Consider the following 26672-nt stretch of genomic DNA (forward strand, 5'->3'; position numbering starts at 1 on the left):
ACAAGCTGATGAGGAACCGTCTGATGGCCGGCAAAACGCTCTACGACAAGCTCTGGGATTCGCATTTGGTCAAACAGCGCGACGATGGCTCGGCGCTGATCTATATCGATCGTCACATCATCCACGAAGTGACCTCGCCGCAAGCCTTCGAAGGCCTGCGTCTGGCCGGGCGCAAGCCTTGGCGCATCGATGCCAACATCGCGACCCCGGACCACAACGTACCGACCACACCGGAGCGCAAGGGCGGCATCGCCGCGATTGCCGACCAGGTCTCGCGTTTGCAGGTGCAGACCCTCGATGACAACTGTGATGAGTACGGCATTGTCGAGTTCAAGATGAACGACATCCGCCAAGGCATCGTCCACGTGATCAGCCCGGAGCAGGGCGCAACCTTGCCGGGCATGACCGTAGTCTGCGGCGACTCGCACACCTCGACCCACGGCGCGTTCGGTGCCTTGGCCCATGGGATTGGCACTTCCGAGGTCGAGCACGTGCTCGCCACCCAGTGCCTGGTCGCGAAGAAAATGAAGAACATGCTGGTGCGCGTCGAAGGTCAGTTGCCATTCGGTGTGACCGCCAAGGACATCGTCCTCGCGGTGATCGGCAAGATCGGCACCGCCGGCGGTAACGGCCATGCCATCGAATTCGCCGGCAGCGCGATCCGCGACCTGTCCGTCGAAGGCCGCATGACCATCTGCAACATGTCCATCGAAGCCGGCGCCCGTGTGGGTCTGGTGGCTGCGGACGAAAAGACTGTCGAGTACGTCAAGGGCCGTCCGTTCGCACCGAAAGGCGCGCAGTGGGATCAGGCGGTTGAAGCCTGGAAAGACCTGGTCTCCGACGCCGACGCCAAGTTCGACACCGTAGTTGAGTTGGACGCTGCACAGATCAAGCCGCAAGTCAGCTGGGGCACTTCGCCTGAAATGGTGCTGGCCGTTGATCAGAACGTGCCGGATCCGGCCAAAGAGATGGATCTGGTCAAGCGCGATTCGATCGTCCGCGCCTTGAAATACATGGGTTTGACCGCCAATCAGGCGATCACCGACATTCAGCTGGATCGCGTGTTCATCGGCTCCTGCACCAACTCGCGCATCGAAGACTTGCGCGCTGCGGCCGTGATCGCCAAGGGTCGCAAAGTCGCTTCGACGATCAAGCAAGCAATCGTCGTACCGGGCTCGGGTCTGGTGAAGGCGCAGGCGGAAGCCGAAGGTCTCGACAAGATCTTCCTCGAAGCCGGTTTCGAATGGCGTGAGCCGGGTTGCTCGATGTGCCTGGCGATGAACCCGGACCGTTTGGAGTCCGGCGAGCATTGCGCCTCGACCTCCAACCGTAACTTCGAAGGCCGTCAGGGTGCCGGTGGCCGTACCCACCTCGTGAGTCCGGCCATGGCTGCTGCGGCGGCGGTGAACGGTCGTTTCATCGACGTTCGTGAATTGATCTGAAGGAGAGCGCAGCATGAAAGCTTTTACCCAGCACACTGGTCTTGTCGCGCCTCTGGATCGTGCCAACGTCGACACCGACCAGATTATCCCGAAGCAGTTTTTGAAGTCGATCAAGCGCACCGGTTTCGGCCCGAACCTGTTCGACGAGTGGCGTTACCTGGATGTCGGCCAGCCGTACCAGGACAACTCCAAGCGTCCGTTGAACAAGGACTTCGTGCTCAACGCCGAGCGTTATCAAGGCGCCAGCGTGTTGCTGGCCCGCGAGAACTTCGGTTGCGGCTCCAGCCGTGAACACGCGCCGTGGGCGCTGGAAGAATACGGTTTCCGCAGCATCATCGCGCCGAGCTACGCCGACATCTTCTTCAACAACAGCTTCAAGAACGGCTTGCTGCCGATCATCCTGAGCGACGCTGAAGTCGATGAGTTGTTCAAGCAGGTCGAGGCCGAGCCGGGCTATCAATTGCAGATCGATCTGCACGAACAGACCGTGACCAGCCCGAACGGCAAGGTGTACCGCTTCGAGATCGACGCGTTCCGCAAGCATTGCTTGTTGAATGGGCTGGACGATATCGGCCTGACCTTGCAGGACGGTGATGCGATTGCCGCGTTCGAGGCCAAGCATCGTGTGAGCCAGCCGTGGTTGTTCCGCGACGCGTGATTGATTCGAGATTGATGTAGTCAGGGCTGTCCTCTTCGCGAGCAAGCCCGCTCCCACATTTGAAATGCATTCCCCTGTGGGAGCGGGCTTGCTCGCGAAGAGGCCGGCCCAAACAACACAAATACCAGGAAGTGACCATGACCAGCACCGCCCAGCACAGTCAGGTTGTACAAAAGCAATTCGGTGAACAGGCCGCCGCCTACCTGAGCAGCGCTGTTCACGCTCAAGGCACCGAATTCGCGCTGCTACAGGCTGAACTGGCCGGGCAGGGCGACGCCCGGGTGCTGGACCTGGGTTGTGGCGCCGGTCATGTGAGTTTTCATGTGGCGCCACTGGTCAAGGAAGTGGTGGCCTACGACCTGTCGCAGCAGATGCTCGATGTGGTGGCCGCTGCGGCGGTTGATCGCGGCATGAACAACATTGCCACGGTCAACGGCGCCGCCGAGCGCCTGCCGTTTGCCGATGGCGAATTCGATTACGTGTTCAGTCGTTATTCGGCGCACCATTGGAGCGACCTCGGGGTGGCCCTGCGAGAGGTGCGCCGGGTGCTGAAACCGGGTGGCGTGGCAGCGTTCATCGACGTGTTGTCACCGGGCAGTCCGTTGTTCGACACTTACCTGCAGAGCGTCGAAGTGCTGCGCGACACCAGCCACGTGCGCGATTATTCCGCCGGCGAGTGGTTGCGTCAGGTCAGCGAGGCCGGGCTGCACACTCGCAGCACCACGCGTCAGCGCCTGCGTCTGGAGTACCGCAGTTGGGTCGAGCGCATGCGCACGCCCGAGGTGATGCGCGCGGCGATCCGCCAGTTGCAGCAGTCGATGGGCAACGAAGTACGAGAATATTTTGAGATTGATGCCGACGGCTCGTTCAGTACAGATGTAATCGTATTGATGGCTGAGCGCTAAGAATTTTTCCGGGCGCGCCCTGAGTGGCGCACCGATTGAAGACACGAGGAAAGCATGAGCAAGCAGATTCTGATTCTCCCAGGTGACGGTATTGGTCCGGAAATTATGGCCGAAGCGGTCAAGGTGCTGGAGCTGGCCAACGACAAGTACAGCCTGGGCTTCGAGCTGAGCCATGACGTGATCGGTGGCGCGGCCATCGACAAGCATGGCGTGCCGTTGGCCGACGAAACCCTCGAGCGTGCCCGTGCAGCCGATGCAGTCCTGTTGGGCGCCGTGGGCGGCCCGAAATGGGACACCATCGAGCGTGACATCCGCCCTGAGCGCGGTCTGCTGAAAATTCGTGCGCAGCTGGGCCTGTTCGGCAACCTGCGTCCGGCGATCCTCTACCCGCAACTGGCCGACGCTTCGAGCCTGAAGCCGGAAATCGTTGCCGGTCTGGACATCCTGATCGTGCGTGAGCTGACCGGTGGCATCTACTTCGGCGCGCCACGCGGCACCCGCACCCTGGAAAACGGCGAGCGTCAGTCTTACGACACCCTGCCGTACAGCGAAAGCGAAATCCGCCGCATCGCCCGCGTCGGTTTCGACATGGCCATGGTTCGCGGCAAAAAGCTGTGCTCGGTGGACAAGGCCAACGTGCTGGCGTCCAGCCAACTGTGGCGTGAAGTGGTCGAGCAGGTCGCCAAGGATTACCCTGAAGTCGAACTGAGCCACATGTACGTCGACAACGCCGCCATGCAACTGGTGCGCGCGCCGAAGCAGTTCGACGTGATCGTCACCGACAACATGTTCGGCGACATCCTGTCCGACGAAGCCTCGATGCTCACCGGCTCCATCGGCATGCTGCCGTCGGCTTCGCTGGATTCGAACAACAAGGGCATGTACGAGCCGTGCCACGGTTCGGCGCCGGACATCGCGGGCAAAGGCATTGCCAACCCGCTGGCGACGATTCTGTCGGTGTCGATGATGCTGCGTTACAGCTTCAATCTGCACGATGCGGCCGATGCCATCGAGAAAGCCGTCAGCGTGGTACTGGATCAAGGCTTGCGTACCGGTGACATTTATTCGGCCGGTTGCACCAAAGTCGGAACGCAGGAAATGGGTGACGCAGTAGTCGCCGCGCTGCGGAATCTGTAATCTCTCGGGCCCGCTGCGAAATTCAATACAAAGCAGCGGCCCACTTTTCAAGAAGGTGTAGTTGCGATGAAACGTGTAGGTCTGATCGGTTGGCGCGGCATGGTCGGTTCCGTGCTCATGCAGCGGATGCTGGAAGAGCAGGATTTCGATCTTATCGAGCCGGTGTTTTTCACCACTTCCAATGTCGGTGGCCAAGGCCCGTCCGTGGGCAAGGACATTGCTCCGCTCAAGGACGCTTACAGCATTGAAGAGCTGAAAACCCTCGACGTGATTCTGACCTGCCAGGGCGGCGACTACACCAGCGAAGTGTTCCCGAAGCTGCGCGAAGCCGGCTGGCAGGGTTACTGGATCGACGCGGCTTCCAGCCTGCGCATGAACGATGACGCGGTCATCATTCTCGACCCGGTCAACCGCAAGGTCATCGACCAGCAACTGGACGCGGGCACCAAGAACTACATCGGCGGCAACTGCACCGTCAGCCTGATGCTGATGGGCCTGGGTGGTCTGTTCGAGGCCGGTCTGGTCGAGTGGATGAGCGCCATGACTTATCAGGCGGCCTCCGGTGCCGGCGCGCAGAACATGCGTGAACTGATCAAGCAGATGGGCGCGACCCACGCTGCGGTGGCCGATCAACTGGCCGATCCAGCGAGCGCGATCCTCGACATCGACCGTCGCGTGGCCGAGGCCATGCGCAGCGACGCGTACCCGACCGAAAACTTCGGCGTACCGCTGGCCGGCAGCCTGATCCCGTGGATCGACAAGGAACTGCCGAACGGCCAGAGCCGTGAAGAGTGGAAGGCCCAGGCCGAGACCAACAAGATCCTCGGCCGCTTCAAGAGCCCGATCCCGGTCGACGGCATCTGCGTGCGCATCGGCGCCATGCGTTGTCACAGCCAGGCGCTGACCATCAAGCTGAACAAAGACGTGCCGATCGCTGATATCGAAGGGCTGATCAGCCAGCACAACCCTTGGGTCAAACTGGTGCCGAACAACCGCGACATCAGCATGCAGGAGCTGAGCCCGACCAAGGTCACCGGCACACTGAACGTACCGGTGGGTCGTCTGCGCAAGCTGAACATGGGCTCGCAATTCGTCGGTGCCTTCACCGTCGGCGACCAACTGCTGTGGGGCGCGGCCGAACCGCTGCGTCGCATGCTGCGGATCCTGCTTGAGCGTTGATAGCTTGATGCAATGAAAGAACCCGTGCCTTGTGAGAGGTGCGGGTTTTTTTATGCCTGAGGTTTTCCGGTGTCAGGTCTGGCGCCTTCGCGAGCAAGCCCGCTCCCACCCTTGAAATGCGTTCCCCCTGTGGGAGCGGGCTTGCTCGCGAAGAGGTCAGAACAGACACTGCAAGTCCCGCAGAAATTGCCTGCATCTCACTCACCCGGTAAAGTGCCGCTCCCCCCGTTTCGCCAGAGGTAGAACCATGACCCAGACCCTTGATATTGCCGTCGTCGGCGCCACCGGTACTGTCGGCGAAACCCTCGTACAGATTCTCGAAGAGCGCGACTTCCCGGTCGGCAACCTGCACCTGCTGGCCAGCAGCGAATCCGCCGGCAGTTCGGTGCTGTTTCGCAACAAGAACGTGCGCGTGCGTGAAGTCGACGAGTTCGATTTCAGCAAGGTCAAACTGGTGTTCTTTGCCGCTGGCGCTGCCGTTTCCCTGAGTTACGCGGCGCGTGCCCACGCGGCCGGTTGCTCGCTGATCGATCTGTCCGGCGCATTGCCGGCCGAGCAGGCGCCGCAAGTGGTGCCGGAGGCCAACGCTGAGGTGATCGCCGGTCTGAAAGCGCCGTTCCAGGTCAGCAGCCCAAGCCCGTCGGCGACGACGCTGGCCGTGGTGCTGGCACCGCTGCTCGATTTGCTCGAACTGCAATACGTCAACGTCACCGCCAATCTGGCCGTGTCCGCGCAAGGTCGCGAAGCTGTGACCGAGCTGGCGCGGCAGACCGCTGAGTTGCTGAACATGCGTCCGCTGGAGCCGACTTTCTTTGATCGGCAGATGGCCTTCAACCTGTTGGCCCAGGTCGGCACGCCCGACGCTCAAGGCCACACGCTGCTGGAAAAGCGGCTGGTGCGCGAGTTGCGTCAGGTGCTGAAGCAGCCTTTATTAAAGATTTCCGCCACTTGCGTTCAAGCCCCGGTGTTTTTTGGCGATAGCTATAGCGTGACCTTGCAGTCAGCGAGTGCGGTTGACCTGGCAAAGGTCAACGCTGCGCTTGAGGATGCGCCCGGCATCGAGCTGGTTGAGGCCGGCGATTATCCGACTGCGGTGGGTGACGCGGTGGGGCAGGACGTTGTCTATGTCGGTCGGGTGCGCAGCGGTGTCGACGACCCGGCGGAACTTAATCTGTGGCTGACGTCAGATAACGTACGCAAAGGCGCCGCCCTGAATGCTGTGCAGGTCGCTGAATTGTTGATAAAAGACCTGCTGTAAAAGATACTTGGCAACAATTTGTCGACTGATTCTAGGTGAGCGCTATGCTTGCCCGGAGCACTTGATAACGTGTCACCCTCCGGGACTTTCCGGGGCATCAAAGAAATGATCGCGCGCGGCAGTCTGTCGTCGTCGCGCGCAATGCCTTACGGCAGCGGCAATCAACATCTTCTCGCTGGCCGAGGAACGTTCAAACAAAGGATGAGGCTATGGTTCAAGTTCGCAAACTGGTGTTAGCAATAGCGGCCGCCTCGGCGCTGTCCTCCGGTATGGCGCATGCCCTCGGGCTCGGGGAGCTGACCCTGAAGTCGACCCTGAACCAGCCGCTGGTGGCCGAGATCGAGCTGCTCGACGTCAAGGATCTCACCGCTGCCGAAGTGGTGCCGAGCCTGGCTTCACCCGAAGATTTCGCCAAGGCCGGTGTCGATCGCCAGGCCTTCCTCAACGACCTGACGTTCACCCCGGTGCTCAACGCCAGCGGCAAAAGCGTGCTGCGCGTGACTTCGAGCAAGCCGCTGTCGGAACCGATGGTGAAATTCCTCGTGCAGGTGATGTGGCCGAATGGCCGTCTGCTGCGCGATTACAGCGTGCTGCTGGATCCGTCGAAGTTCTCGCCGCAGACCGCTGATGCCGCCGCGCAACCGGCGCCGTCGCAGACCATCACCGCACCGACCACCGGCGCCACGCACCCGTCGCAATACACCACCACGCCGCGCGACACTCTGTGGGAAATTGCCGCGAAGGCGCGCACCGGCGGTTCGGTGCAGCAAACCATGCTGGCGATTCAGGCGCTCAACCCGGATGCGTTCATCGACGGCAACATCAACCGGCTGAAAACCGGTCAGGTGCTGCGCCTGCCGGACTCGGTGGAAAGCACCGCGCTGCCGCAATCGAAAGCGATTGCCGAAGTCGCCGCGCAGAACGAAGCCTGGCGTCAGGGTCGTCGCTATGTGGCCAAGCCGGGTACCGGCCAGCAGCAGCTCGATGCCACCAAGCGTGGTCGCAGCAATGTCGGCGCTGGCCAGAATGCCAAGGACAACCTGAGTCTGGTCTCTGCCGAAAACGCCAAAGGGCGTGGCAAAGGCCCGGCCGGCGATGCCAAGGCGTTGAGCAACAAGCTGGCGGTGACTCAGGAAAGCCTCGACACGACCCGTCGTGACAACGAGGAACTGAAAAGCCGCATGGCCGATCTGCAAAGTCAGCTGGACAAGCTGCAACGCCTGATCGAGCTGAAGAACAATCAACTGGCGAAGATGCAGGCCGAAGGCCCGGGCGCTGCGCCAGCCGCCACTGCTGCCGTACCGGCGATCACCGCCGAACTGGCTGCAACCCCTCCAGCCACCCCGGCAGAAGCGGCGCCAACACCAGAATCGGCGATTGCGCCACCGGTCGACACGCCTGCCGAGACGCCAGTGGTTGCGCCAAAACCGGTAGTCGATGAAGACAAAACCTTCAATGAACTGCTGACCAATCCGATCCTGCTGGGTCTGATCGGTGGCGGTGCGGTGGTGTTGCTGCTTCTGCTGTTGCTGCTGGCCCGTCGCCGCAAAGCCCAGCAGGAAGCCGAGAAACACCTGCGCATGGCCCGCGCTCTGGCGGAAGAGCAAGAGTTCTCCGCCGAGCAGGATCTGCCGGAAAGCAGCTTCGAAGGCCTGGAAACACCTGCTGCCAGCGTCAAGCTCAACACCCCGGCACCTGCGCCAGCGCCTGCTGCGGTAGTGGCTCCGGTGGTGATGGCTGAGCCGATTGCTGCGCCATTGGTCGCACCGTCCGCCGAGCGTTCCGATGACGTGCTGGACAAGGCTCAGTCGCACATCAATGCCGGTCGCCTGAATCAGGCCGCAGCGTTGCTGGAAGAGGGCGTCAGCCTCGAGCCGCAACGCAGTGATCTGCGTCTGAAGCTGATGGAAGTCTACGGTCAGCAGGGTGACCGCGATGCGTTCGTCGGTCAGGAGCGTCAGTTGGTGGCCAACGGCGATAACTTCGCCAAGGTCGAAGAGCTGAAAAAACGCTTCCCGGCCATGGCGGTCGTCGCTGTCGCGGGTCTGGCTGCAGCGGCAGCCGCCGCCGAACTCGATGCGCAATACGTCAAGGAGCTGCTGCTCGACGAGCCAGAGGCGCCTGCGCCTGAGCCTGCGGCGGACGACCTGGATAGCGCGTTCGACCTGAGCCTGGACGATCTCGACAACATCACTCCGGTTGAGCCTGCACCTGTCGTCGCACCTGAAGCGCCGGTAGAGCTGGACGAATTCCCGGCCGACGACGATCTGAGCTTTGAATCGGTGCTGCAACAGCAGACCGAGATCAAAGAGAACCTCGACGACCTGTCGGACTTCGACCTCGATCTGGATCTGGGTGCCGAGCCTGCGCCAGCTCCGGCGGCGGATCTGGCGGATGATGACTTCCTGCTGGATCTGGACGAAGGCGTGAAAGATCTGTCGCCGGCCGAGCCTGTGGTCGCCAACGAAGTGCCACAGGACGATCTGGAGCTGCCGGCGGATTTCGATCTGTCGCTGGCTGATGAAATGGACAGCAACCCGGCGGCCGAGCCTGACGCATTCGCAGCGGAACTGAATGACGTCAACGCCGAGCTGGATCGCCTGTCGCAGAGCATCGCCGAGCCGACCTTCACCGAAGCTGATGCGGCATTGGGCGATGATCTGGGTGAAGACGATTTTGACTTCCTCGCCGGCACCGACGAAGCCGCGACCAAACTCGATCTGGCCCAGGCCTACATCGATATGGGCGACAGCGACGGCGCACGCGACATCCTCAACGAAGTGTTGACCGAGGGTGACGAAAAGCAGCGTGGCGAAGCCAAGGAAATGCTTTCGCACCTGGCATGAGCCAGCGTCAGCAGTAAACGGAACGGCAGCCCATCGAGGCTGCCGTTTTTGTTTGGGCTGGATTTCTGTGGTGCCTGATCGACCGCCTTCGCGAGCAAGCCCGCTCCCACATTTGGAATACATTCCTCCTGTGGGAGCGGGCTTGCTCGCGAAGAGGTCGGATCCGTCAACACAGAACTGACTGGCATCCCCGACTCACAGCCTTATAATGCCCGCCTTTGTACCTCAGCAGGCTGTCCCACCTTGGCAAACATAGATAACCCGGTCGCCGAAATGGCACCCGAAGGCTTTTACCGTGTGGCACTGGGCGTCGAGTACAAAGGCTCGCGCTACAGCGGCTGGCAGCGTCAGTTGACCGGCGTGGCCACGGTGCAGGAAGAGCTCGAAAAAGCCTTGTCGAAAGTCGCCAATTCGCCGATTTCGCTGCAGTGCGCCGGGCGTACCGATGCCGGGGTGCATGCTTGCGGACAAGTGGTGCATTTCGATACGCAAGTCGATCGTTCGCTGAAAGCCTGGGTGATGGGCGCCAATATCAATCTGCCCCACGACATCAGTGTCAGCTGGGCGCGGGTGATGCCGGCGCATTTCCATGCGCGGTTCAAAGCCATCGCCCGGCGTTATCGCTATGTGATCTACAACGATCAGATTCGTCCGGCGCATCTCAACGAAGAGATCACCTGGAACCACCGCCCACTCGACGTTGAGCGCATGGCTGAAGCGGCGCAATACCTGATCGGCACTCACGATTTCAGTGCGTTCCGTGCTGGTCAGTGCCAGGCCAAGTCGCCGATCAAGAAGATGCATCATCTGCGCGTGACTCGCCACGGCAAGATGATCGTTCTCGATATTCGCGCCAACGCCTTTTTGCACCACATGGTGCGCAACATTGCCGGTGTGTTGATGACCATCGGTGCTGGCGAGCGCCCGGTCGAGTGGATGAAGGAAGTGCTGGAAAGCCGCGAGCGCCGTTCCGGTGGCGTGACAGCGCATCCGTACGGGTTGTATCTGGTGCAGGTCGAGTATCACGATGAATTTCCGTTGCCCGAGCGTTTTATCGGGCCACATTTCCTTACGGGTTTCTCGGAACTTGACGGCTGACGCCCTCGAACGCATTTGTTACCATCCGGGACTTTCCCGAATTTGACGCGGAGTTTTTCTCGATATGTCAGCCGTTCGCAGCAAGATCTGCGGGATTACCCGCATAGAAGATGCGTTGGCAGCGGTCGAGGCCGGGGCGGATGCGATCGGGTTCGTGTTCTACGCCAAGAGCCCGCGTGCAGTGAGCGTGCAGCAGGCAAGGGCGATCATCCAGGCCTTGCCGCCGTTCGTGACGACGGTGGGCCTGTTCGTCAATGCCAGCCGCTGCGAGTTGGGGGAAATCCTCGATGCCGTGCCGCTGGACCTGTTGCAGTTCCATGGCGACGAGACCGCTGAACAGTGCGAAGGTTGGCATCGTCCGTACATCAAGGCATTGCGGGTCAAGGCTGGCGATGACATCGCGGCTGCCGTCGATGCCTATCCGAGTGCCAGTGGCGTGCTGCTCGACACTTACGTCGAAGGCGTTCCGGGCGGAACCGGCGAGGCGTTCGACTGGTCTTTGATTCCGCAAGCTTTGAGCAAGCCGCTGATCCTGGCCGGTGGCCTCACCCCGGAAAACGTCGCCGACGCTGTGGCCCGGGTCAAACCGTACGCGGTCGATGTCAGCGGCGGGGTAGAAGCGAGCAAGGGCATCAAGGATCATGCGAAGATCCGCGCGTTCATCAATGCCGTACGTAGAAGCTCGCAGGGAGCGTCTACTTCGATGTGACGGCTGGCGAACTGCCGCCGTCCATCAATGCACTTGCACAAAGCAGGCGAGGCTGAGGGTTTCTGGAGTTGCACGCAGGTCATGTTCCGCGCTGACCGCGGCGTTCCACCAACCATCGCCACACACATGAATTTAGCTGAAGGGCATACGCGGGGCTGCGAACCAGAGCGTTCGGGCCGCCGGTACTGGAGAAAGAAAGCATGAGCAACTGGTTGGTAGACAAACTGATCCCTTCGATCATGCGTTCGGAGGTCAAGAAGAGCTCGGTGCCTGAAGGTCTGTGGCACAAATGCCCGTCCTGCGAGGCTGTGCTGTATCGCCCTGAGCTGGAAAAGACCCTGGACGTTTGCCCCAAGTGCAACCACCACATGCGCATCGGCGCACGGGCGCGTATCGACATCTTCCTGGATGCCGAAGGCCGCAACGAGCTGGGTGCAGACCTGGAGCCGGTAGATCGTCTGAAATTCCGCGACGGCAAGAAGTACAAGGACCGTCTGGTCGCTGCACAGAAGCAGACCGGCGAAAAAGACGCGCTGATCTCCGTCAGCGGCACCCTGCTGGGTATGCCGGTGGTGGTGTCGGCGTTCGAATTCAGCTTCATGGGCGGTTCCATGGGCGCCATCGTCGGTGAGCGCTTCGTGCGCGCCGCCAACTACGCCCTGGAAAACCGTTGCCCGATGATCTGCTTCGCCGCCTCCGGTGGTGCGCGCATGCAGGAAGCGCTGATCTCGCTGATGCAGATGGCCAAGACGTCGGCGGTACTGGCGCGTCTGCGTGAAGAAGGCATTCCGTTCATCTCGGTGCTGACCGATCCGGTCTACGGCGGCGTTTCCGCCAGCCTGGCAATGCTCGGCGACGTGATCGTCGGTGAGCCAAAGGCGCTGATCGGCTTCGCCGGTCCGCGCGTGATCGAGCAGACCGTGCGTGAAAAACTGCCGGAAGGCTTCCAGCGCAGCGAGTTCCTGCTGGAGCATGGCGCGATCGATCTGATCATCGATCGTCGTGAACTGCGTCCACGCCTGGGCAATCTGCTGGCGCAACTGACCGGCCAGCCGACTCCGACCTACGTCGCCGCTCCTGTCGAGCCAATCGTCGTTCCACCGGTGCCTGCCAACGTATGACCGAGCGTACCCTTGGCGAGTGGCTCGCCTACCTTGAGCAGTTGCATCCATCGGCCATCGACATGGGGCTGGAGCGTTCGCAACAGGTAGCGTCCCGCATGGGACTGGGCCAGCCGGCGCCTCGGGTGATTACGGTCACCGGCACCAACGGCAAGGGTTCGACCTGCGCTTTCGTGGCTTCATTGCTGCGGGCGCAGGGTCTGAGCGTGGGTGTCTACAATTCTCCGCACCTGCTGCGTTACAACGAGCGGGTGCAGCTCAATGGCGTCGAAGCCACTGACGCGCAGCTGTGCGAGGCCTTCGCTGCGGTGGAGGCCGGGCGTGGCGACACTTCCCTGACTTACTTCGAAATGGGCACCCTGGCGGCGTTCTGGCTGTTTCAACAGGCAAAACTTGACGCTGTGGTGCTGGAAGTCGGGCTGGGCGGGCGTCTGGACACGGTCAATGTGGTGGACGCCGATATCGCGCTGGTCACCAGCATTGGCGTCGATCATGCCGAATACCTGGGCAATACCCGCGAATCCGTGGCCTTCGAGAAGGCCGGGATTTTTCGTCAGGGCAAACCAGCCTTGTGCGGCGACCTGAATCCTCCGCAACCGCTGCTCGACAAGGCGCGGGAGCTGGCATGTCCGTTTTTCCTGCGTGGGCGTGATTTCGACCTCGGCATCACAGACCAGCACTGGCAGTGGCGCGGCACTGATGCGCAAGGCCAGCCGGTCGAACTGCGCGACTTGCCGCTGCTCGATCTGCCGATGGAAAACGCCGCGCTGGCATTGCAGGCGTATCTGCTGCTCGGCTTGCCGTGGAATCCGTCGCAAATTGTTGCTGCCTTGCAGGCCACTCGCGTGGTCGGCCGGCTGGATCGCCGCTCGTTCGAATTCGATGGCAAGCGCCTGAACCTGCTGCTGGACGTGGGGCATAACCCGCACGCGGCGGAGTATCTGGCGCGGCGCCTGGCCACTCGGCCGCCGGTAGGCAAGCGTCTGGCTGTGTTCGGCCTGTTGGCCGACAAGGATCTGGATGGTGTTGTCGGCGAATTGAATGCTAGTGTCCAGCATTGGGCGGTCGCGCCGCTGGATTCGCCGCGTTCGCGTCCGGTCAGTGAATTGCACGCCGGGTTGCAGAACCTTGGCGCGTCCGTCACGTCCTATGACAGTGTCGCGGCTGCGCTGGAAGGGCAGTGTGCGATCGCAACCAGCGACGACGAGATTCTGTTGTTCGGATCATTTTATTGTGTTGCCGAGGCCCTTGAATGGCTGGCCCGGCGCTCCACGGAGGAAGCGGCAAATGGCTTTGCTGGATAAAGCGTACAAGCAGCGCATGGTCGGTGCCCTGGTGCTGGTGGCGCTGGCGGTGATTTTCCTGCCGATGCTGTTTTCCCGCCAGGACGAGCAACGTCAAGTGACGGTCGAGGCGCCTGCCGCGCCGCAAGCCCCTTCGATGCCGCAGGTGCAAATGGAGTCGGTGGCCGTGCCTGAGCCGCAAGCTTCGCCACAAGAGCCGGTGCCAGCGGATGAAGAAGTCGCAGAAGACACTGCGCCTGCTGCACCAATCGCGGCAGCCCCGGCGCCGACGGCGCCCATAGCAATCGCCAAGCCGACTGCGCCGCCTGCGGTGGCCAAACCGATTCCGGCACCTGCTCAGCCTATTGCTGCTGCGTCGAAACCTGACACCACGCAAAGTCGCGTCGATGCCAACGGTCTGTCGGTCAGCTGGTCGGTGCAACTGGCCAGTCTGTCGAGTCGCGCCAGCGCCGAAAGCCTGCAGAAAACCCTGCGCAGTCAGGGCTACAACGCTTATATCCGTTCCGCCGACGGCAAGAACCGGGTGTTCGTGGGTCCGCTGATCGAGCGTGCCGAGGCCGATCGTCTGCGTGATCTGTTGAGTCGCCAGCAGAACCTGAAGGGGTTTGTCGTGCGCTTCCAGCCCGAGCGCGGCTAGGATCTATCGATTCGATTGAAATGCACTGAAAATCGCAGCTTACCGACAGCGGTGCGCTCTGCTAAAATGCGCCGCCTTATCCGTCTGTAGGCTGCACTGTGCCATTTACCCTGGTTGACTGGGCGATTGTTGCAATCATCGCCATCTCCGCTTTGATCAGTTTGAGCCGCGGCTTCGTCAAGGAAGCATTATCGCTGGTGACCTGGATCATCGCAGGAGCGGTTGCCTGGATGTTCGGTGGCTCACTGTCCGAGTACCTCGCCGGATACATCGAAACCCCATCGGCTCGCGTGATCGCGGGCTGTGCCATCATGTTTGTCGCCACGCTGATCGTGGGCGCAATGATCAATTATCTTATCGGCGAGTTGGTGCGCGTGACCGGATTGTCCGGCACCGATCGATTCCTGGGCATGGCCTTCGGCGCGGCGCGTGGCGTGTTGCTGGTGGTCGTGGCAGTCGGGCTGTTGAGCCTGGGGCCGGTACAGCAGGACGGGTGGTGGAAAGAATCACAGCTCGTGCCAAAGTTTCTATTGGTCGCCGACTGGTCCAAAAACCTGATTCTCGGGTGGAGCAGTCAGTGGCTTGCCAGCGGAATCAGCGTACCCGCTGATATTCCGTTCAAGGAGCAACTCTTGCCGTCGGCCAAAACGCCTCAGTGAGTGTTGTTCAGTTCAGATCCATTAAGTAGGGGTTGCGTCGCATGTGTGGCATCGTCGGTATCGTCGGTAAGTCGAACGTCAATCAGGCGCTGTATGACGCGCTAACCGTGCTCCAGCACCGCGGCCAGGACGCTGCCGGTATCGTGACCAGCCATGACGGCCGGTTGTTCTTGCGCAAGGACAATGGTCTGGTGCGTGACGTGTTTCAGCAGCGTCACATGCAGCGCCTGGTCGGCCACATGGGTATCGGTCACGTCCGTTACCCGACTGCCGGCAGCTCGACCTCGGCCGAAGCGCAGCCGTTTTACGTCAACTCGCCTTACGGCATCACCCTGGCGCACAACGGCAACCTGACCAACGTTGAACAGTTGGCCAAAGAGATCTACGAATCCGACCTGCGTCACGTCAACACCAGTTCCGACTCGGAAGTGCTGCTCAACGTGTTCGCTCATGAGCTGGCCCAGCGCGGCAAGCTGCAACCGACCGAAGAAGACGTGTTTGCCGCCGTGACCGACGTGCATAACCGTTGCGTCGGCGGTTACGCGGTGGTGGCGATGATCACCGGTTACGGCATCGTCGGTTTCCGTGACCCGCACGGCATCCGTCCGATCGTGTTCGGTCAGCGTCACACCGACGAAGGCGTCGAGTACATGATCGCTTCCGAAAGCGTTTCCCTGGACGTGCTCGGTTTCACCCTGATTCGCGACCTGGCCCCGGGCGAAGCGGTGTACATCACTGAAGACGGCAAGCTGCACACCCGTCAGTGCGCGACCAACCCGTCCCTGACCCCGTGCATCTTCGAACACGTTTACCTGGCGCGTCCGGATTCGATCATCGACGGCGTGTCGGTGTACAAGGCGCGTCTGCGCATGGGCGAGAAACTCGCCGAGAAGATCCTGCGCGAGCGTCCAGAGCACGACATCGACGTGGTCATCCCGATTCCGGACACCAGCCGCACCGCCGCGCTGGAGCTGGCGAACCACCTGGGTGTGAAATTCCGCGAAGGCTTCGTCAAGAACCGCTACATCGGCCGGACCTTCATCATGCCGGGCCAGGCTGCCCGCAAGAAGTCGGTTCGTCAGAAGCTCAACGCGATCGAGCTGGAATTCCGCGGCAAGAACGTGATGCTGGTCGACGACTCGATCGTACGCGGCACCACCTGCAAGCAGATCATCCAGATGGCCCGCGAAGCCGGCGCGAAAAACGTCTACTTCTGCTCCGCGGCTCCGGCCGTACGCTTCCCGAACGTTTACGGCATCGACATGCCGAGCGCTCACGAACTGATCGCACACAATCGTTCGACTCAGGATGTGGCGGATCTGATCGGTGCAGACTGGCTGATCTATCAGGATCTGCCGGACTTGATCGAAGCAGTCGGTGGCGGCAAGATCAAGATCGAAAACTTCGATTGCGCGGTGTTCGACGGCAAGTACGTCACCGGCGACGTCGACGAGGCTTACCTGGACAAGATCGAGCAGGCACGCAACGATGCCTCCAAGGTCAAGACCCAGGCGGTCAGTGCGATCATCGATCTGTACAACAACTGAGTTTCTACCGGCCCTGAGGGGCCGGTTTTGTATCTGACAAAAGACTTTCATTTATTCAGAACAGGGCAAGGAGTGACAGCATGAGTCAGGAATGGGATGCCGGTCGGCTGGACAGCGACCTCGAAGGCGTAGCGTTCGATACCCTGGCCGTACGTGCCGGTCAGCACCGGACGCCGGAAGGCGAACACGGTGATCCGATGTTCTTCACTTCCAGCTACGTGTTCCGCACCGCTGCCGACGCGGCCGCGCGGTTTGCCGGGGAAGTGCCGGGCAACGTTTACTCGCGCTACACCAACCCGACCGTGCGCGCGTTCGAAGAGCGGATTGCCGCTCTGGAAGGTGCCGAGCAAGCGGTCGCCACCGCCACGGGCATGGCCGCGATCATGGCAGTGGTGATGAGCCTGTGCAGTGCCGGCGATCACGTGCTGGTGTCGCGCAGTGTGTTCGGTTCGACCATCAGCCTGTTCGAGAAGTACTTCAAGCGTTTCGGTGTGCAAGTCGACTACGTGCCGCTGGCCGATCTCTCGGCTTGGGATGCGGCGATCAAGCCGAACACCAAGCTGCTGTTCGTCGAGTCGCCGTCCAATCCGTTGGCAGAGCTGGTGGATATCACCGCGCTGGCGGAAATCGCTCACGCCAAAGGCGCGATGCTGGTGGTCGACAACTGCTTCTGCACGCCTGCCTTGCAGCAGCCGCTGAAACTCGGTGCGGACATTGTCGTGCACTCGGCGACCAAGTTCATTGACGGCCAAGGCCGTTGCATGGGTGGTGTGGTGGCTGGTCGCAGCGAGCAGATGAAAGAAGTTGTCGGTTTCCTGCGCACCGCCGGGCCGACACTGAGCCCGTTCAACGCGTGGATCTTCCTCAAGGGCCTGGAAACCCTGAATCTGCGAATGAAGGCGCACTGCGCCAACGCCCAGCAACTGGCCGAATGGCTGGAGCAGCAGGACGGTATCGAGAAGGTTCATTACGCCGGTCTCAAGAGCCATCCGCAGCATGAACTGGCCCAGCGTCAGCAGAAGGGCTTCGGCGCGGTGGTGAGTTTCGAGGTCAAGGGCGGCAAAGAGGGCGCGTGGCGCTTTATCGATGCCACCCGGTTGATCTCGATCACCGCCAACCTTGGTGACAGCAAAACCACCATCACTCATCCGAGCACCACCTCCCATGGCCGTCTGGCGCCACAGGAGCGTGAAGCAGCAGGGATTCGTGACAGCCTGATCCGCATCGCGGTCGGTCTGGAAGACGTGGTGGACCTGCAGGCTGATCTGTCGCGCGGTCTGGCGGCGTTGTGATCGAGTTGTCTACTCCGAAGGCGGGCACCCATGGCCGCGTGGCGCTGGTTACCGGTGCTGCGCGCGGCATCGGTTTGGGTATCGCGGCCTGGTTGATCAGCGAAGGCTGGCAAGTGGTGCTGACCGATCTCGATCGGGTGCGCGGCTCGAAAGTGGCGAAGGTACTGGGCGAGAATGCCTGGTTCATCGCAATGGACGTGGCGGATGAAAGTCAAGTCGCGCTCGGCGTTGCCGAGGTGCTCGGCCAATTTGGTCGTCTCGATGCGCTGGTGTGCAACGCGGCAGTCGCTGACCCGCACAACATCACCCTGGAAAGTCTTGATCTGGCGTACTGGAATCGAGTGCTGGCGGTAAACCTCAGTGGGCCGATGCTGCTGGCCAAGCACTGTGCGCCGTATCTGCGCGCGCACAACGGCTCGATCGTCAATCTGGCCTCGACCCGTGCGCGGCAGTCGGAGGCTGATTCCGAGGCGTATGCGGCGAGCAAGGGCGGGTTGTTGGCGCTGACCCATGCGTTGGCGATCAGTCTCGGGCCAGAAATTCGCGTCAATGCGGTCAGCCCTGGCTGGATTGATGCTCGGGATCCTTCTGCGCGGCGAGCAGAGCCTTTGGCCGATGCCGATCATGCTCAGCATCCGGCGGGCAGGGTAGGAACGGTCGAGGATGTGGCGGCGATGGTCGCGTGGCTGTTGTCGCGCAATGCCGGGTTTGTCACCGGGCAGGAATTCGTCGTGGATGGTGGCATGACCAAGAAGATGATTTATACCGAGTAGATCGCGTTCTTCTCCTGAATTTGCGTCAAATGGGCTGCCGCCTTCGCGAGCAAGCTCGCTCCCACATTTGGACTGCAATCCCCCTGTGGGAGCGAGCTTGCTCGCGAAGGCAGTCTTGCAGGATGGAAACAATTTCGTCTTTTTCAGAAAAACTTCAATCCTGCTATTGACTTAGGTTCGCTACCTGCGTAAATTTCGCGGCCTCGGAGATGCAAACGGGTGATTAGCTCAGCTGGGAGAGCGTCTGCCTTACAAGCAGAATGTCGGCGGTTCGATCCCGTCATCACCCACCACTCCCCGAGAAACTTGCGAAAGCAAGAGGTAGGCTGAAAGTGCCTCCACCGACGCGCAGCGGTAGTTCAGTCGGTTAGAATACCGGCCTGTCACGCCGGGGGTCGCGGGTTCGAGTCCCGTCCGCTGCGCCATATTTTACGAGTCAGACATTGTCTGGTTCGCGATTGCAAAGCACCGAAGCTTTCAATCAAAACGAGTTACTTGAGCGCAAGCTCAAAGCGATACGCAGCGGTAGTTCAGTCGGTTAGAATACCGGCCTGTCACGCCGGGGGTCGCGGGTTCGAGTCCCGTCCGCTGCGCCATATCTGTTTCAAGGACCACTGAACGCCTTGAAACACCGAAAGCAACCGTTGGTTGTTTCGGAATCGATAGCAAAGACCCTGGTCGAAAGACCGGGGTTTTTTGTGTCTGAAATTTGGTATTTCCTTCCTTAGGCTCGTGCCTCCACCCTGAATCCAACACAAATCCCCCTGTGGGAGCGGGCTTGCTCGCGAAAGCGGTGTATCAGTTGAAAATGGTCTGCCTGACACCACGCCTTCGCGAGCAAGCCCGCTCCCACAGGGGGGGGGTCGGTGTGCCCGGCGATCTGCTGCGGTGCCGCGTCGCATTGATTTTTTGATTCTTTAGTCAAATTTTTGTAACTGGTTGTTTGCCGGACGCTCAGAAACCTTTAAAGTTAACCTTTCGGTCAGCTTTGCACTGTCAACACGCCCTTTGTTTAGCCAAGAAGGGCTTCTGCAAGACTCGAGATTCCCAGTAGATAACCAGAAGGGCGGACACATAACCGCCCAGAGGATGATCCATGTCCAACCGTGATATATCCCGGCGCTCGTTCCTCCAGGGCGGGCTGGTGGCGGGTGTGAGCGTCACGCTCACGCCGCTCAGCAGTCAGGCGCTGGCTGCCTTGATGGAAAACAGCGTCACCGTGCCGTCCGAGAAGTGGCTCGGCAACAACGGCAAGGCACGCCAACGTAACGACGCCCTGTCCAAGGTCTGCGGCAACAAAGTATTTGCCCGCGACATTCGCTCCAAGGACATGCCGGGCTGGCCTGAACAGCAAGGCCACGCCATGTTGCTGAAAACCATCAAGGCCGACCGAATCTACGAAGGCTACGACCTGTCGTGGCTGGGTGCCGACCTGCAACCTGACCGCATTGTCACAGCGGCCGATCTGGACAAGGACGGCATCGTGTTCCCTGAAGAACACGCGCCAGACCCTTTGCTGCCGGAAGGCAAAGTGCCGATGTTCATCGGCCACCCGGTGGCGATCCTGATCTGGAACGATTTCGAGCGTTTCCGTCAGGCCAAGAACAAACTCAAATTCAATGACAAGGCGATTCGTTACGGTGCACAAGTGCCGTACTACGAAGGCGACCCTTATGGCAGCTTCCGCTACGTGCGCGTGGGCGGCGCGACCTCGGCCGACGAAGACGAATTCGCCAGCCTGAAAGACTCGATTCTGTTCCCGATGCTGAAAAACCGGCGTCCGGTGTGGAATTCCCAGCCGAACCTGCACGGCAACCTGACCGAGCGCGGCCTGTTCTACGCCGACCGCATGAAAAAAGAGATCGATACGCCGCCGGACAACTGGCTGGTGTTCGACGAGCGCTACAAAACCCCGTCGATCGAACCGGCCGCCATGGAGCCGGACAACGGCAACGGCTGGTACGACCCGAAAACCAAGACCCTGCACTTCGTGGTCGCGACTCAGTGCCCGCTGGAAGCGGCGACCGAGACCGCGAAAATGATCGCGCCATCGCGCTTCGGCCTGGCAAACCTGAACATGCACCCGGGTTACACCGTGGGCTACGGTTCCAAAGACCACAACATCTTCGTCTACTACGCGGCCCTCGCTGCGCTGTACGGCGCCGGTGTACCGATCCGTCTGGCCAACGACCGCTATGAGCAGTTCCAGAGCGGCATCAAGCGTCACCCGTTCGATATCCGCTATCAGCTCGCAGTGGACAAGAACGACTACAGCTTCAAGATTTTCCGTGCCGAGATGAGCGTCGACGGTGGTGGCCGTATCAACTACAGCCCGTCGGTAGCGGCAGTCGGTGCCACGGCAGCCCAGTCGATCTACTACATGCCGCAGAACGATCTGCAGGTCACCGCTTACCACTCGCGTGGGGTTGAAGCGGGTTCGATGCGCGGTTACGGCACCCTGCAAAGCATGGCCTCGACCGAAATGATGGTCGACGAAATCGCCAATCGCCTCGGTGTCGACGCGATTGATCTGCGTCGCAAGAACGCCCTGCGTTCGGGCATGAAAAACACCCAGGGCGCGATTCCGGCCGGTGCCCTGCGCCTGCACGAGATTCTCGACAAGGCCTCGGTGCACGAAGTCTGGAAAAACCGCGACGCGATCAAGAAACAGCGCGAAGCCGCCGACCCGGACAACTGGTACGGCGTGGGTTTCGCGATTTGCCAGAAAGACTTCGGCACTGGCTCCGAAGCGCCGATGGCCAGCATCGAATTCACTGCTGAAGGTCGCATCACCCTGCGTCACATCGGTATTGAAATCGGCACTGGCATGTCCACTTCGCAGGCGCTGGTGGTGGCCGATTTCCTTGGCAGCCCGGCGCACGACGTGAAGACCGGCGAAACCGAATGGAAGGAAATGCAGCTGATCACCAGCGGCAACCCTTACATCATGAGCCAGGCCGAACAGGACAACCTGCTGCGCAACCCGCGTTGGGTCGGCAAGCTGGCCTCGGCGTCGTCCGCGACCAACTCGGCCTACTACTTCAGTCACGCCACCCGTGAAGCGGCGCGCGTGCTGTTCAACAACGGTTTGTGGCCGGCGGCCATGGAAATCTGGCGTCAGGGCCCTTACGGCGGTCAAGCCCACCCTTACGTGGTGCGTCGTGAAGATGCGCATTGGGTCGACGGCAAGCTCACTGCCAATGGCATGCAGCCATTGAGCTTCGAAGAGCTGGCCAAACGCGCTCACGAACGTGGTCTGGTCACCGGCGCCACCGTTCACGCGTTCAACCGCTGGAGCTGGGCCGAGGCCGAATACAGCATCGACGGCGTGCGCGAGCGTCTGCCGCTCGACGGTCTCGCAGTGAAGTACGGTGATGGCGCGCCGAAGGCGAAGAAAGCGTTGATGAGCACGGCGGGTTTCCACCTGCTGGATCGCCAGAACATCAACTACCCGGTGGTCCAGTTGAACAACGCTGCGGTGACTTACTACAGCCCGGTGGCCACGTTGGTCGAGCTGAAGGTCAATAAAGGCTCGGCGGAAGTCGAAGTGCTCAACCACCATTCGTGGGTCGAGTGCGGTCGTGTGCTGGTCGAAGAACTGGTCAAGGGCCAGCTCGAAGGCGGGATCGCCATGGGCATCGGTCACGCGCTGATGGAAGAGATGCCGCTGTACGAAGGCGGGCCGGGGGAGGGTGACTGGAACTTCAACCGTTATCGCCTGCCGATGGCCCGTCACGTGGCGGTGTGGAAGCAGACTGCGGAGATTCTGCCGCCGCTGTCGCCTAGCGATCCGTCCAAAGGCATCGCCGAAGTGGTGATGATCCCGGTGGTCGGTGCCATCGGTAACGCCGTGGCGCATGCCATCGGTAAACGTGTTCGCGATCTGCCAATCACTGCTGCGCGCATCAAGGAGGCCCTCAATGGCTAACCGTCCGCTTCAACTGACCCTCAATGGTCAATCCGTCGGTCCGGTGGACATCCCTGATGACCTGCCGATGATCGACTATCTGCACGAATACAAGAACCTCACCGGTTCGCGCCTGGGCTGCGGCCAGGGTATCTGCCACGCCTGCGTGGTGATCGTCGACAACCCGGACGGCACCAGTGAAGAAGTGCGCACCTGCATCACCGGCGCGCATTACTTCGAAGGCAAGAAAGTCCGCACCATCGAAAGTCATGCCAAGCGTGATGAGAGTGGCCAAGTCACTGAGCTGAACCCGATCCAGCAGCGTTTCGTCGACGAATTCGCCTTCCAGTGCAGCTACTGCGCGCCGGGCTTCGTCAACGCCGCGACGGTGCTGGTGGAGAAGCTGCAGCGCCAGCCGATCGTCAAAAGCCAACTGGAAAAAGTCATCGAGGACAGCCTCGGCCACCACATCTGCCGTTGCACCGGGTACGTGCGTTACTACAACGCTACGCGCAACGTGCTGACCGATCTCGGCCTGGTCAAGGAGGGTTGAGCATGAAGCATCTATTGACCCGCCTGACCCTGGCGGTCGGGCTGGCTGCGCCGGTGTTGTTTGCTCACGCTGATGATCAGGTCAAGCGCGGCGAATATCTTGCTCGCGCCGCCGACTGCATGGCGTGCCACACCGCGCCTGGCGGCGCGCCGTTTGCCGGCGGGCTGCCGATCGTCTCGCCATTCGGCACGATCTACGGCACCAACATCACCCCGAGCAAAGAGCACGGCATCGGCTTGTACAGCGATGACGAATTCTTCGCTGCGCTGACCGAAGGCAAGCGTCGCGACGGGGCGAATCTGTATCCGGCGATGCCGTACACCTCGTATCACCTGGTCCCGCGGGAAGACTCGGATGCGATTCACGCGTATCTGAAAACCATCGAGCCGATCGAGCGCGCCGCGCCGGTCACGAGTCTGAGCTTTCCGTTCAACGTGCGTCCGGGCCTGATCGGCTGGAACATGCTGTACGGCAAGGCCTTGAAGCTGGAATCTGCCGAAGGCAAAAGCGCAGCCTGGAAGCGCGGCCAGTACATGGTCGAAGTGCTCGGTCACTGCGGCGAATGCCACACGCCACGCGGCCTGCCGGGCGCGATGCAACTGGACAAGCGCCTGACTGGCGGCATCCTCAACGGGTATCTGGCACCGAGCCTGCTCGCCACCGATCTGGCGGCGCGCGGCTGGAATCAGCAGGATCTGAGCACGTTCCTCAAGCACGGCATGAGCGCCCAGGGCACGATGTTCAACGAGATGTTCCCGGTGTTCCACAACAGCACTCAGGGTCTGAACGATCAGGATCTGGCGGCGATGGCGACGTTCCTGCTTGGCGACAAGCCGCCAGCGGCGAAAGAGCTGACTGAAGTGTCGCTGGACAAACTCAGCCCGAGTGCGCAACGCGGCCGTCAGGAATATTTGAACGTCTGCGCCGGTTGTCATGCCGCCGGTGGTGAAGGCAAACCGCACATCGCCGTGGCCATGCGCGGCAATACCACGCTGCGCCTGGAAGATCCGCGCAACCTGGTGCGGGTGATCGAGGACGGTATCGGTGAGCAGAAATTCGCCGGGTTCGAACACATGCAACCGATGCCGGGTTTCGCCGACAAGCTCAAACCTGAGCAACTGACTGATCTGCTGAACTACCTGCGTCAAGGCTGGGGCGGTCAATCGGCTGAACTGGCGGTGAGCGACGTGCAGAAACTGCAGGCTGACGCTCCGGCCGTCGAGCACAAGGCGCACTGACATGCAGCATCTCGATCTACAGGTTGTGCGGCGGGCACTGGAGTGGTCGGTAGCGGGGCAGCGCATTTGGCTCTGCACGGTGCTGACCACTTACGGCTCGGCGCCGCGTGCACCGGGTTCGCTGCTGGCGGTGAACGATAGAGGCCAGTGGATCGGCTCGCTGTCCGGTGGCTGTGTTGAGGAAGACTTTCTCGAGCGCGTCGCTGAAGGTGCGTTTCTCGATGCGGTCAACGTGGTGCGTTACGGCGAAGGTGATGATCCGCGCTCGCGGGTCAGCCTGCCCTGTGGCGGCATTCTCGACGTACTGGTAGAGAAATTTGACGCCGACTGCGAGGTGCAGGCGCATCTGAGTGAACTCGAATCGGCATTGCTCGGCCAGCGCCGTTTGATTCGCGAGGTCGATCTGGCCAGCGGTGCGCGCAGTCTGTTCACTGATCGCGAGCAGGGTGCGCGCATCGAGCGCGAGATCGATCGGGTGCGGATTCGCATTGGTGCCGCTCAGCGCTTGCTGCTGGCGGGTTACTCCAGCGTGGCGCAGGCCTGTGCCGAGTTCGCGGTGGGTCTGGGTTTCGAAGTGATTCTCTGCGATCCGCGCGATGAAGTGCTCGAAGGCGTGGTGCTCAACGGCGTGGAGATTCGTCGGCAACTGCCTTCGGTGTTCATCGCCGATGGCGGCTGTCATCGCGATACCGCGGTGGTGGCGCTGACCCATGATCCGCGCATCGACGATCTGGCGATGATGGAAGCGGTGCGCACCGAGGCGTTTTACATTGGCGTCATGGGCTCGCAGCAGACTTCGCAGAAACGCTTCGAGCGCCTGCGCAGGATTGGTGGGCTGGGGGAGGTCGAGCTGGCGCGGATTCATGCGCCGATCGGCCTGAACCTGGGCAGCAAAACACCGGCGGAGATCGCTTTGGCGGTGCTGGCGGATATCTTGCGGATTCGTAGCGGAATTGCCCGAGACCAGCTCTGATCTGAATTCTGCAAATATTTGTGGCGAGGGAGCTTGCTCCCGCTGGACTGCGCAGCAGGCCTTCTTTCTAAATAAAAGAGGGGCCGCTGCGCGACCCGGCGGGAGCAAGCTCCCTCGCCACAGTTGTTTGCCAGTCAAGAAAACTGATCAGAAGCCCAGCTTGTCACGCAACCCGTAATACCACGCACCCAATGCCGCAAACGGCGTGCGCAGCAACTGCCCGCCGGGGAACGGGTAATGCGGCAGATCGGCAAACGCATCAAAACGCTCGGCCTGACCGCGCAACGCCTCGGCCAGTACTTTGCCGGCTAGATGCGTGTAAGTCACGCCGTGGCCGCTGCAGCCTTGCGAATAGTAGATGTTGTCGCCCAGGCGCCCAACCTGCGGCAGGCGCGACAGGGTCAGCAGGAAATTGCCGGTCCAGGCGTAGTCGATCTTCACGTCTTTCAGTTGCGGGAACGCCTTGAGCATTTTCGGGCGGATGATCGCTTCGATGTTCGCTGGATCCCGCGCACCGTAAACCACGCCGCCGCCGAAGATCAGACGCTTGTCGCCGGTCAGTCGGTAGTAGTCGAGCAGATAGTTGCAGTCTTCGACGCAGTAATCCTGTGGCAGAAGAGATTTCGCCAGCTCATCGCCCAGCGGTTCGGTGGTGATTACCTGGGTGCCGCACGGCATCGATTTCGCCGCCAGTTCCGGTACCAGATTGCCGAGATAGGCGTTGCCGGCAACGATGATGAACTTGGCCCTGACCTTGCCTTGCGGCGTGTGCACTACCGGGTTGGCACCACGCTCGATGCGCACGGCTGGCGATTGCTCATAGATGGTGCCGCCGAGGGACTCGACCGCGGCAGCTTCACCGAGCGCCAGGTTCAGCGGATGAATGTGGCCCCCGCTCATGTCGAGCATGCCGCCGACGTATTGATCGCACGCCACCACTTCGCGAATGCGGCGCTGATCGAGCAGTTCCAGTTGCGTGTGGCCAAAGCGCTCCCACAGGCGCTTCTGCGACTCCAGGTGACCCATCTGCTTGGCGGAGAGGGCGGCGAACACGCCGCCGTCCTTCAGGTCGCACTGGATGTTGTACTTGGCCACGCGCTCCCGAATGATCCGTCCGCCTTCGAAGGCCATCTGCCCGAGCAGTTGCGCCTGCTTCGGGCCAACGGTGCGCTCGATGACGTCGATGTCACGGCTATAGCTGTTGACGATCTGCCCGCCATTACGCCCCGATGCACCGAAGCCGACCTTGGCTGCTTCCAGCACCGTCACGCGAAAACCGTTCTCCAACAGAAACAACGCCGAGGACAGCCCGGTATACCCGGCGCCGATCACACAGACATCCGTCTCCACATCATCCTGCAAGGCCGGACGTGGCGGTACGGCATTGGCCGACGCAGCGTAATAAGACTCTGGGTAAGGGGTGTTCGCCATCCTGC

At 61.1% G+C, this 26672-nt stretch carries 21 protein-coding genes and 3 tRNA genes; 23 read left to right on the forward strand and 1 reads right to left on the reverse strand.

Annotated elements, in window-relative coordinates; genetic code table 11:
- Nucleotides 1–23: 23 nt before the first annotated feature.
- The 23 genes from leuC (at nt 24) to J1G18_RS13365 (ending at nt 25236) form a co-directional block, all read left to right on the forward strand.
- Nucleotides 24–1442 (forward strand): 3-isopropylmalate dehydratase large subunit, encoded by a 1419-nt coding sequence (gene leuC, locus J1G18_RS13255; protein WP_096796153.1) that lies wholly within the window; start codon nt 24–26, stop codon nt 1440–1442.
- Nucleotides 1443–1455: 13 nt separating this feature from the next.
- Nucleotides 1456–2100 carry a 3-isopropylmalate dehydratase small subunit gene (leuD, locus tag J1G18_RS13260; protein WP_098964653.1) on the forward strand — a complete coding sequence of 215 codons (645 nt, stop codon included), beginning with the start codon at nt 1456–1458 and terminating at the stop codon, nt 2098–2100.
- A gap of 137 nt (nt 2101–2237) precedes the next feature.
- On the forward strand, nt 2238–3005 hold the full coding sequence (locus tag J1G18_RS13265; protein ID WP_223007825.1) for a class I SAM-dependent methyltransferase: 768 nt from the start codon (nt 2238–2240) through the stop codon (nt 3003–3005).
- A gap of 54 nt (nt 3006–3059) precedes the next feature.
- A complete protein-coding gene (leuB, locus tag J1G18_RS13270) occupies nt 3060–4142 on the forward strand; it encodes a 3-isopropylmalate dehydrogenase (protein WP_027611530.1) in 1083 nt (360 codons plus the stop codon).
- Between the two features lie 66 nt (nt 4143–4208).
- A complete protein-coding gene (asd, locus tag J1G18_RS13275; protein ID WP_003226428.1) occupies nt 4209–5321 on the forward strand; it encodes an aspartate-semialdehyde dehydrogenase in 1113 nt (370 codons plus the stop codon).
- 247 nt (nt 5322–5568) lie between these two features.
- Nucleotides 5569–6579 (forward strand): aspartate-semialdehyde dehydrogenase, encoded by a 1011-nt coding sequence (locus tag J1G18_RS13280; RefSeq protein ID WP_027611531.1) that lies wholly within the window; start codon nt 5569–5571, stop codon nt 6577–6579.
- Between the two features lie 209 nt (nt 6580–6788).
- The gene (locus J1G18_RS13285; protein WP_223007826.1) at nt 6789–9425 is read left to right on the forward strand and encodes a FimV/HubP family polar landmark protein; all 2637 of its coding nucleotides are present in this window, start codon (nt 6789–6791) and stop codon (nt 9423–9425) included.
- Between the two features lie 273 nt (nt 9426–9698).
- The gene (gene truA, locus J1G18_RS13290) at nt 9699–10523 is read left to right on the forward strand and encodes a tRNA pseudouridine(38-40) synthase TruA (protein WP_223007923.1); all 825 of its coding nucleotides are present in this window, start codon (nt 9699–9701) and stop codon (nt 10521–10523) included.
- Between the two features lie 64 nt (nt 10524–10587).
- Nucleotides 10588–11232 carry a phosphoribosylanthranilate isomerase gene (locus J1G18_RS13295; RefSeq protein WP_139055550.1) on the forward strand — a complete coding sequence of 215 codons (645 nt, stop codon included), beginning with the start codon at nt 10588–10590 and terminating at the stop codon, nt 11230–11232.
- Nucleotides 11233–11432: 200 nt separating this feature from the next.
- The gene (accD, locus tag J1G18_RS13300) at nt 11433–12353 is read left to right on the forward strand and encodes an acetyl-CoA carboxylase, carboxyltransferase subunit beta (protein ID WP_027611535.1); all 921 of its coding nucleotides are present in this window, start codon (nt 11433–11435) and stop codon (nt 12351–12353) included.
- Nucleotides 12350–13657, forward strand: coding sequence for a bifunctional tetrahydrofolate synthase/dihydrofolate synthase (folC, locus tag J1G18_RS13305; RefSeq protein WP_223007827.1), 1308 nt, complete (start codon nt 12350–12352; stop codon nt 13655–13657). The genes accD and folC overlap by 4 nt, the downstream gene beginning before the upstream one ends.
- Nucleotides 13641–14294, forward strand: a complete 654-nt coding sequence (locus J1G18_RS13310; RefSeq protein ID WP_134786871.1) for an SPOR domain-containing protein — start codon at nt 13641–13643, stop codon at nt 14292–14294. Before folC ends, J1G18_RS13310 begins: the two co-directional genes overlap by 17 nt.
- 98 nt (nt 14295–14392) lie before the next feature.
- On the forward strand, nt 14393–14953 hold the full coding sequence (locus tag J1G18_RS13315) for a CvpA family protein (RefSeq protein ID WP_007961197.1): 561 nt from the start codon (nt 14393–14395) through the stop codon (nt 14951–14953).
- A gap of 41 nt (nt 14954–14994) precedes the next feature.
- A complete protein-coding gene (purF, locus tag J1G18_RS13320; RefSeq protein WP_003226416.1) occupies nt 14995–16500 on the forward strand; it encodes an amidophosphoribosyltransferase in 1506 nt (501 codons plus the stop codon).
- Nucleotides 16501–16580: 80 nt separating this feature from the next.
- Nucleotides 16581–17792 (forward strand): O-succinylhomoserine sulfhydrylase, encoded by a 1212-nt coding sequence (locus J1G18_RS13325; RefSeq protein ID WP_098964646.1) that lies wholly within the window; start codon nt 16581–16583, stop codon nt 17790–17792.
- Nucleotides 17789–18565: an SDR family oxidoreductase gene (locus J1G18_RS13330; protein WP_003226413.1), complete on the forward strand. Its 777-nt coding sequence runs from the start codon at nt 17789–17791 to the stop codon at nt 18563–18565. Before J1G18_RS13325 ends, J1G18_RS13330 begins: the two co-directional genes overlap by 4 nt.
- Nucleotides 18566–18782: 217 nt before the next feature.
- Nucleotides 18783–18858 (forward strand) — tRNA-Val (locus J1G18_RS13335).
- A gap of 55 nt (nt 18859–18913) precedes the next feature.
- A tRNA-Asp gene (locus J1G18_RS13340) sits at nt 18914–18990 on the forward strand.
- A 94-nt stretch (nt 18991–19084) separates the two neighbouring features.
- Nucleotides 19085–19161 (forward strand) — tRNA-Asp (locus J1G18_RS13345).
- 500 nt (nt 19162–19661) lie between these two features.
- The gene (locus tag J1G18_RS13350; RefSeq protein ID WP_223007828.1) at nt 19662–22493 is read left to right on the forward strand and encodes a xanthine dehydrogenase family protein molybdopterin-binding subunit; all 2832 of its coding nucleotides are present in this window, start codon (nt 19662–19664) and stop codon (nt 22491–22493) included.
- Nucleotides 22486–23025: a (2Fe-2S)-binding protein gene (locus J1G18_RS13355; RefSeq protein WP_003226408.1), complete on the forward strand. Its 540-nt coding sequence runs from the start codon at nt 22486–22488 to the stop codon at nt 23023–23025. Before J1G18_RS13350 ends, J1G18_RS13355 begins: the two co-directional genes overlap by 8 nt.
- 2 nt (nt 23026–23027) lie before the next feature.
- Nucleotides 23028–24263, forward strand: coding sequence for a c-type cytochrome (locus J1G18_RS13360; RefSeq protein WP_210558991.1), 1236 nt, complete (start codon nt 23028–23030; stop codon nt 24261–24263).
- A gap of 1 nt (nt 24264) precedes the next feature.
- The gene (locus tag J1G18_RS13365) at nt 24265–25236 is read left to right on the forward strand and encodes an XdhC family protein (protein ID WP_223007829.1); all 972 of its coding nucleotides are present in this window, start codon (nt 24265–24267) and stop codon (nt 25234–25236) included.
- 147 nt (nt 25237–25383) lie between these two features.
- On the opposite strand, the gene J1G18_RS13370 is transcribed toward J1G18_RS13365, so the two are convergent.
- Nucleotides 25384–26667: an NAD(P)/FAD-dependent oxidoreductase gene (locus J1G18_RS13370; RefSeq protein WP_134786865.1), complete on the reverse strand. Its 1284-nt coding sequence runs from the start codon at nt 26665–26667 to the stop codon at nt 25384–25386.
- Nucleotides 26668–26672 lie beyond the last annotated feature (5 nt).

It is taken from the genome of Pseudomonas sp. MIS38 (genome assembly GCF_019891575.1).
GTDB lineage: Bacteria > Pseudomonadota > Gammaproteobacteria > Pseudomonadales > Pseudomonadaceae > Aquipseudomonas > Aquipseudomonas putida_A.

Coding starts and splice junctions, on each gene's coding strand:
- accD (WP_027611535.1), top strand. CDS start 11,433: ATGAGCAACTGGTTGGTAGACAAACTGATCCCTTCGATCATGCGTTCG.
- J1G18_RS13310 (WP_134786871.1), top strand. CDS start 13,641: ATGGCTTTGCTGGATAAAGCGTACAAGCAGCGCATGGTCGGTGCCCTG.
- J1G18_RS13325 (WP_098964646.1), top strand. CDS start 16,581: ATGAGTCAGGAATGGGATGCCGGTCGGCTGGACAGCGACCTCGAAGGC.
- truA (WP_223007923.1), top strand. CDS start 9,699: ATGGCACCCGAAGGCTTTTACCGTGTGGCACTGGGCGTCGAGTACAAA.
- J1G18_RS13360 (WP_210558991.1), top strand. CDS start 23,028: ATGAAGCATCTATTGACCCGCCTGACCCTGGCGGTCGGGCTGGCTGCG.
- purF (WP_003226416.1), top strand. CDS start 14,995: ATGTGTGGCATCGTCGGTATCGTCGGTAAGTCGAACGTCAATCAGGCG.
- J1G18_RS13370 (WP_134786865.1), bottom strand. CDS start 26,667: ATGGCGAACACCCCTTACCCAGAGTCTTATTACGCTGCGTCGGCCAAT.
- J1G18_RS13280 (WP_027611531.1), top strand. CDS start 5,569: ATGACCCAGACCCTTGATATTGCCGTCGTCGGCGCCACCGGTACTGTC.
- J1G18_RS13365 (WP_223007829.1), top strand. CDS start 24,265: ATGCAGCATCTCGATCTACAGGTTGTGCGGCGGGCACTGGAGTGGTCG.
- J1G18_RS13265 (WP_223007825.1), top strand. CDS start 2,238: ATGACCAGCACCGCCCAGCACAGTCAGGTTGTACAAAAGCAATTCGGT.
- J1G18_RS13295 (WP_139055550.1), top strand. CDS start 10,588: ATGTCAGCCGTTCGCAGCAAGATCTGCGGGATTACCCGCATAGAAGAT.
- J1G18_RS13350 (WP_223007828.1), top strand. CDS start 19,662: ATGTCCAACCGTGATATATCCCGGCGCTCGTTCCTCCAGGGCGGGCTG.
- asd (WP_003226428.1), top strand. CDS start 4,209: ATGAAACGTGTAGGTCTGATCGGTTGGCGCGGCATGGTCGGTTCCGTG.
- folC (WP_223007827.1), top strand. CDS start 12,350: ATGACCGAGCGTACCCTTGGCGAGTGGCTCGCCTACCTTGAGCAGTTG.
- leuD (WP_098964653.1), top strand. CDS start 1,456: ATGAAAGCTTTTACCCAGCACACTGGTCTTGTCGCGCCTCTGGATCGT.
- J1G18_RS13355 (WP_003226408.1), top strand. CDS start 22,486: ATGGCTAACCGTCCGCTTCAACTGACCCTCAATGGTCAATCCGTCGGT.
- leuC (WP_096796153.1), top strand. CDS start 24: ATGGCCGGCAAAACGCTCTACGACAAGCTCTGGGATTCGCATTTGGTC.
- J1G18_RS13285 (WP_223007826.1), top strand. CDS start 6,789: ATGGTTCAAGTTCGCAAACTGGTGTTAGCAATAGCGGCCGCCTCGGCG.
- leuB (WP_027611530.1), top strand. CDS start 3,060: ATGAGCAAGCAGATTCTGATTCTCCCAGGTGACGGTATTGGTCCGGAA.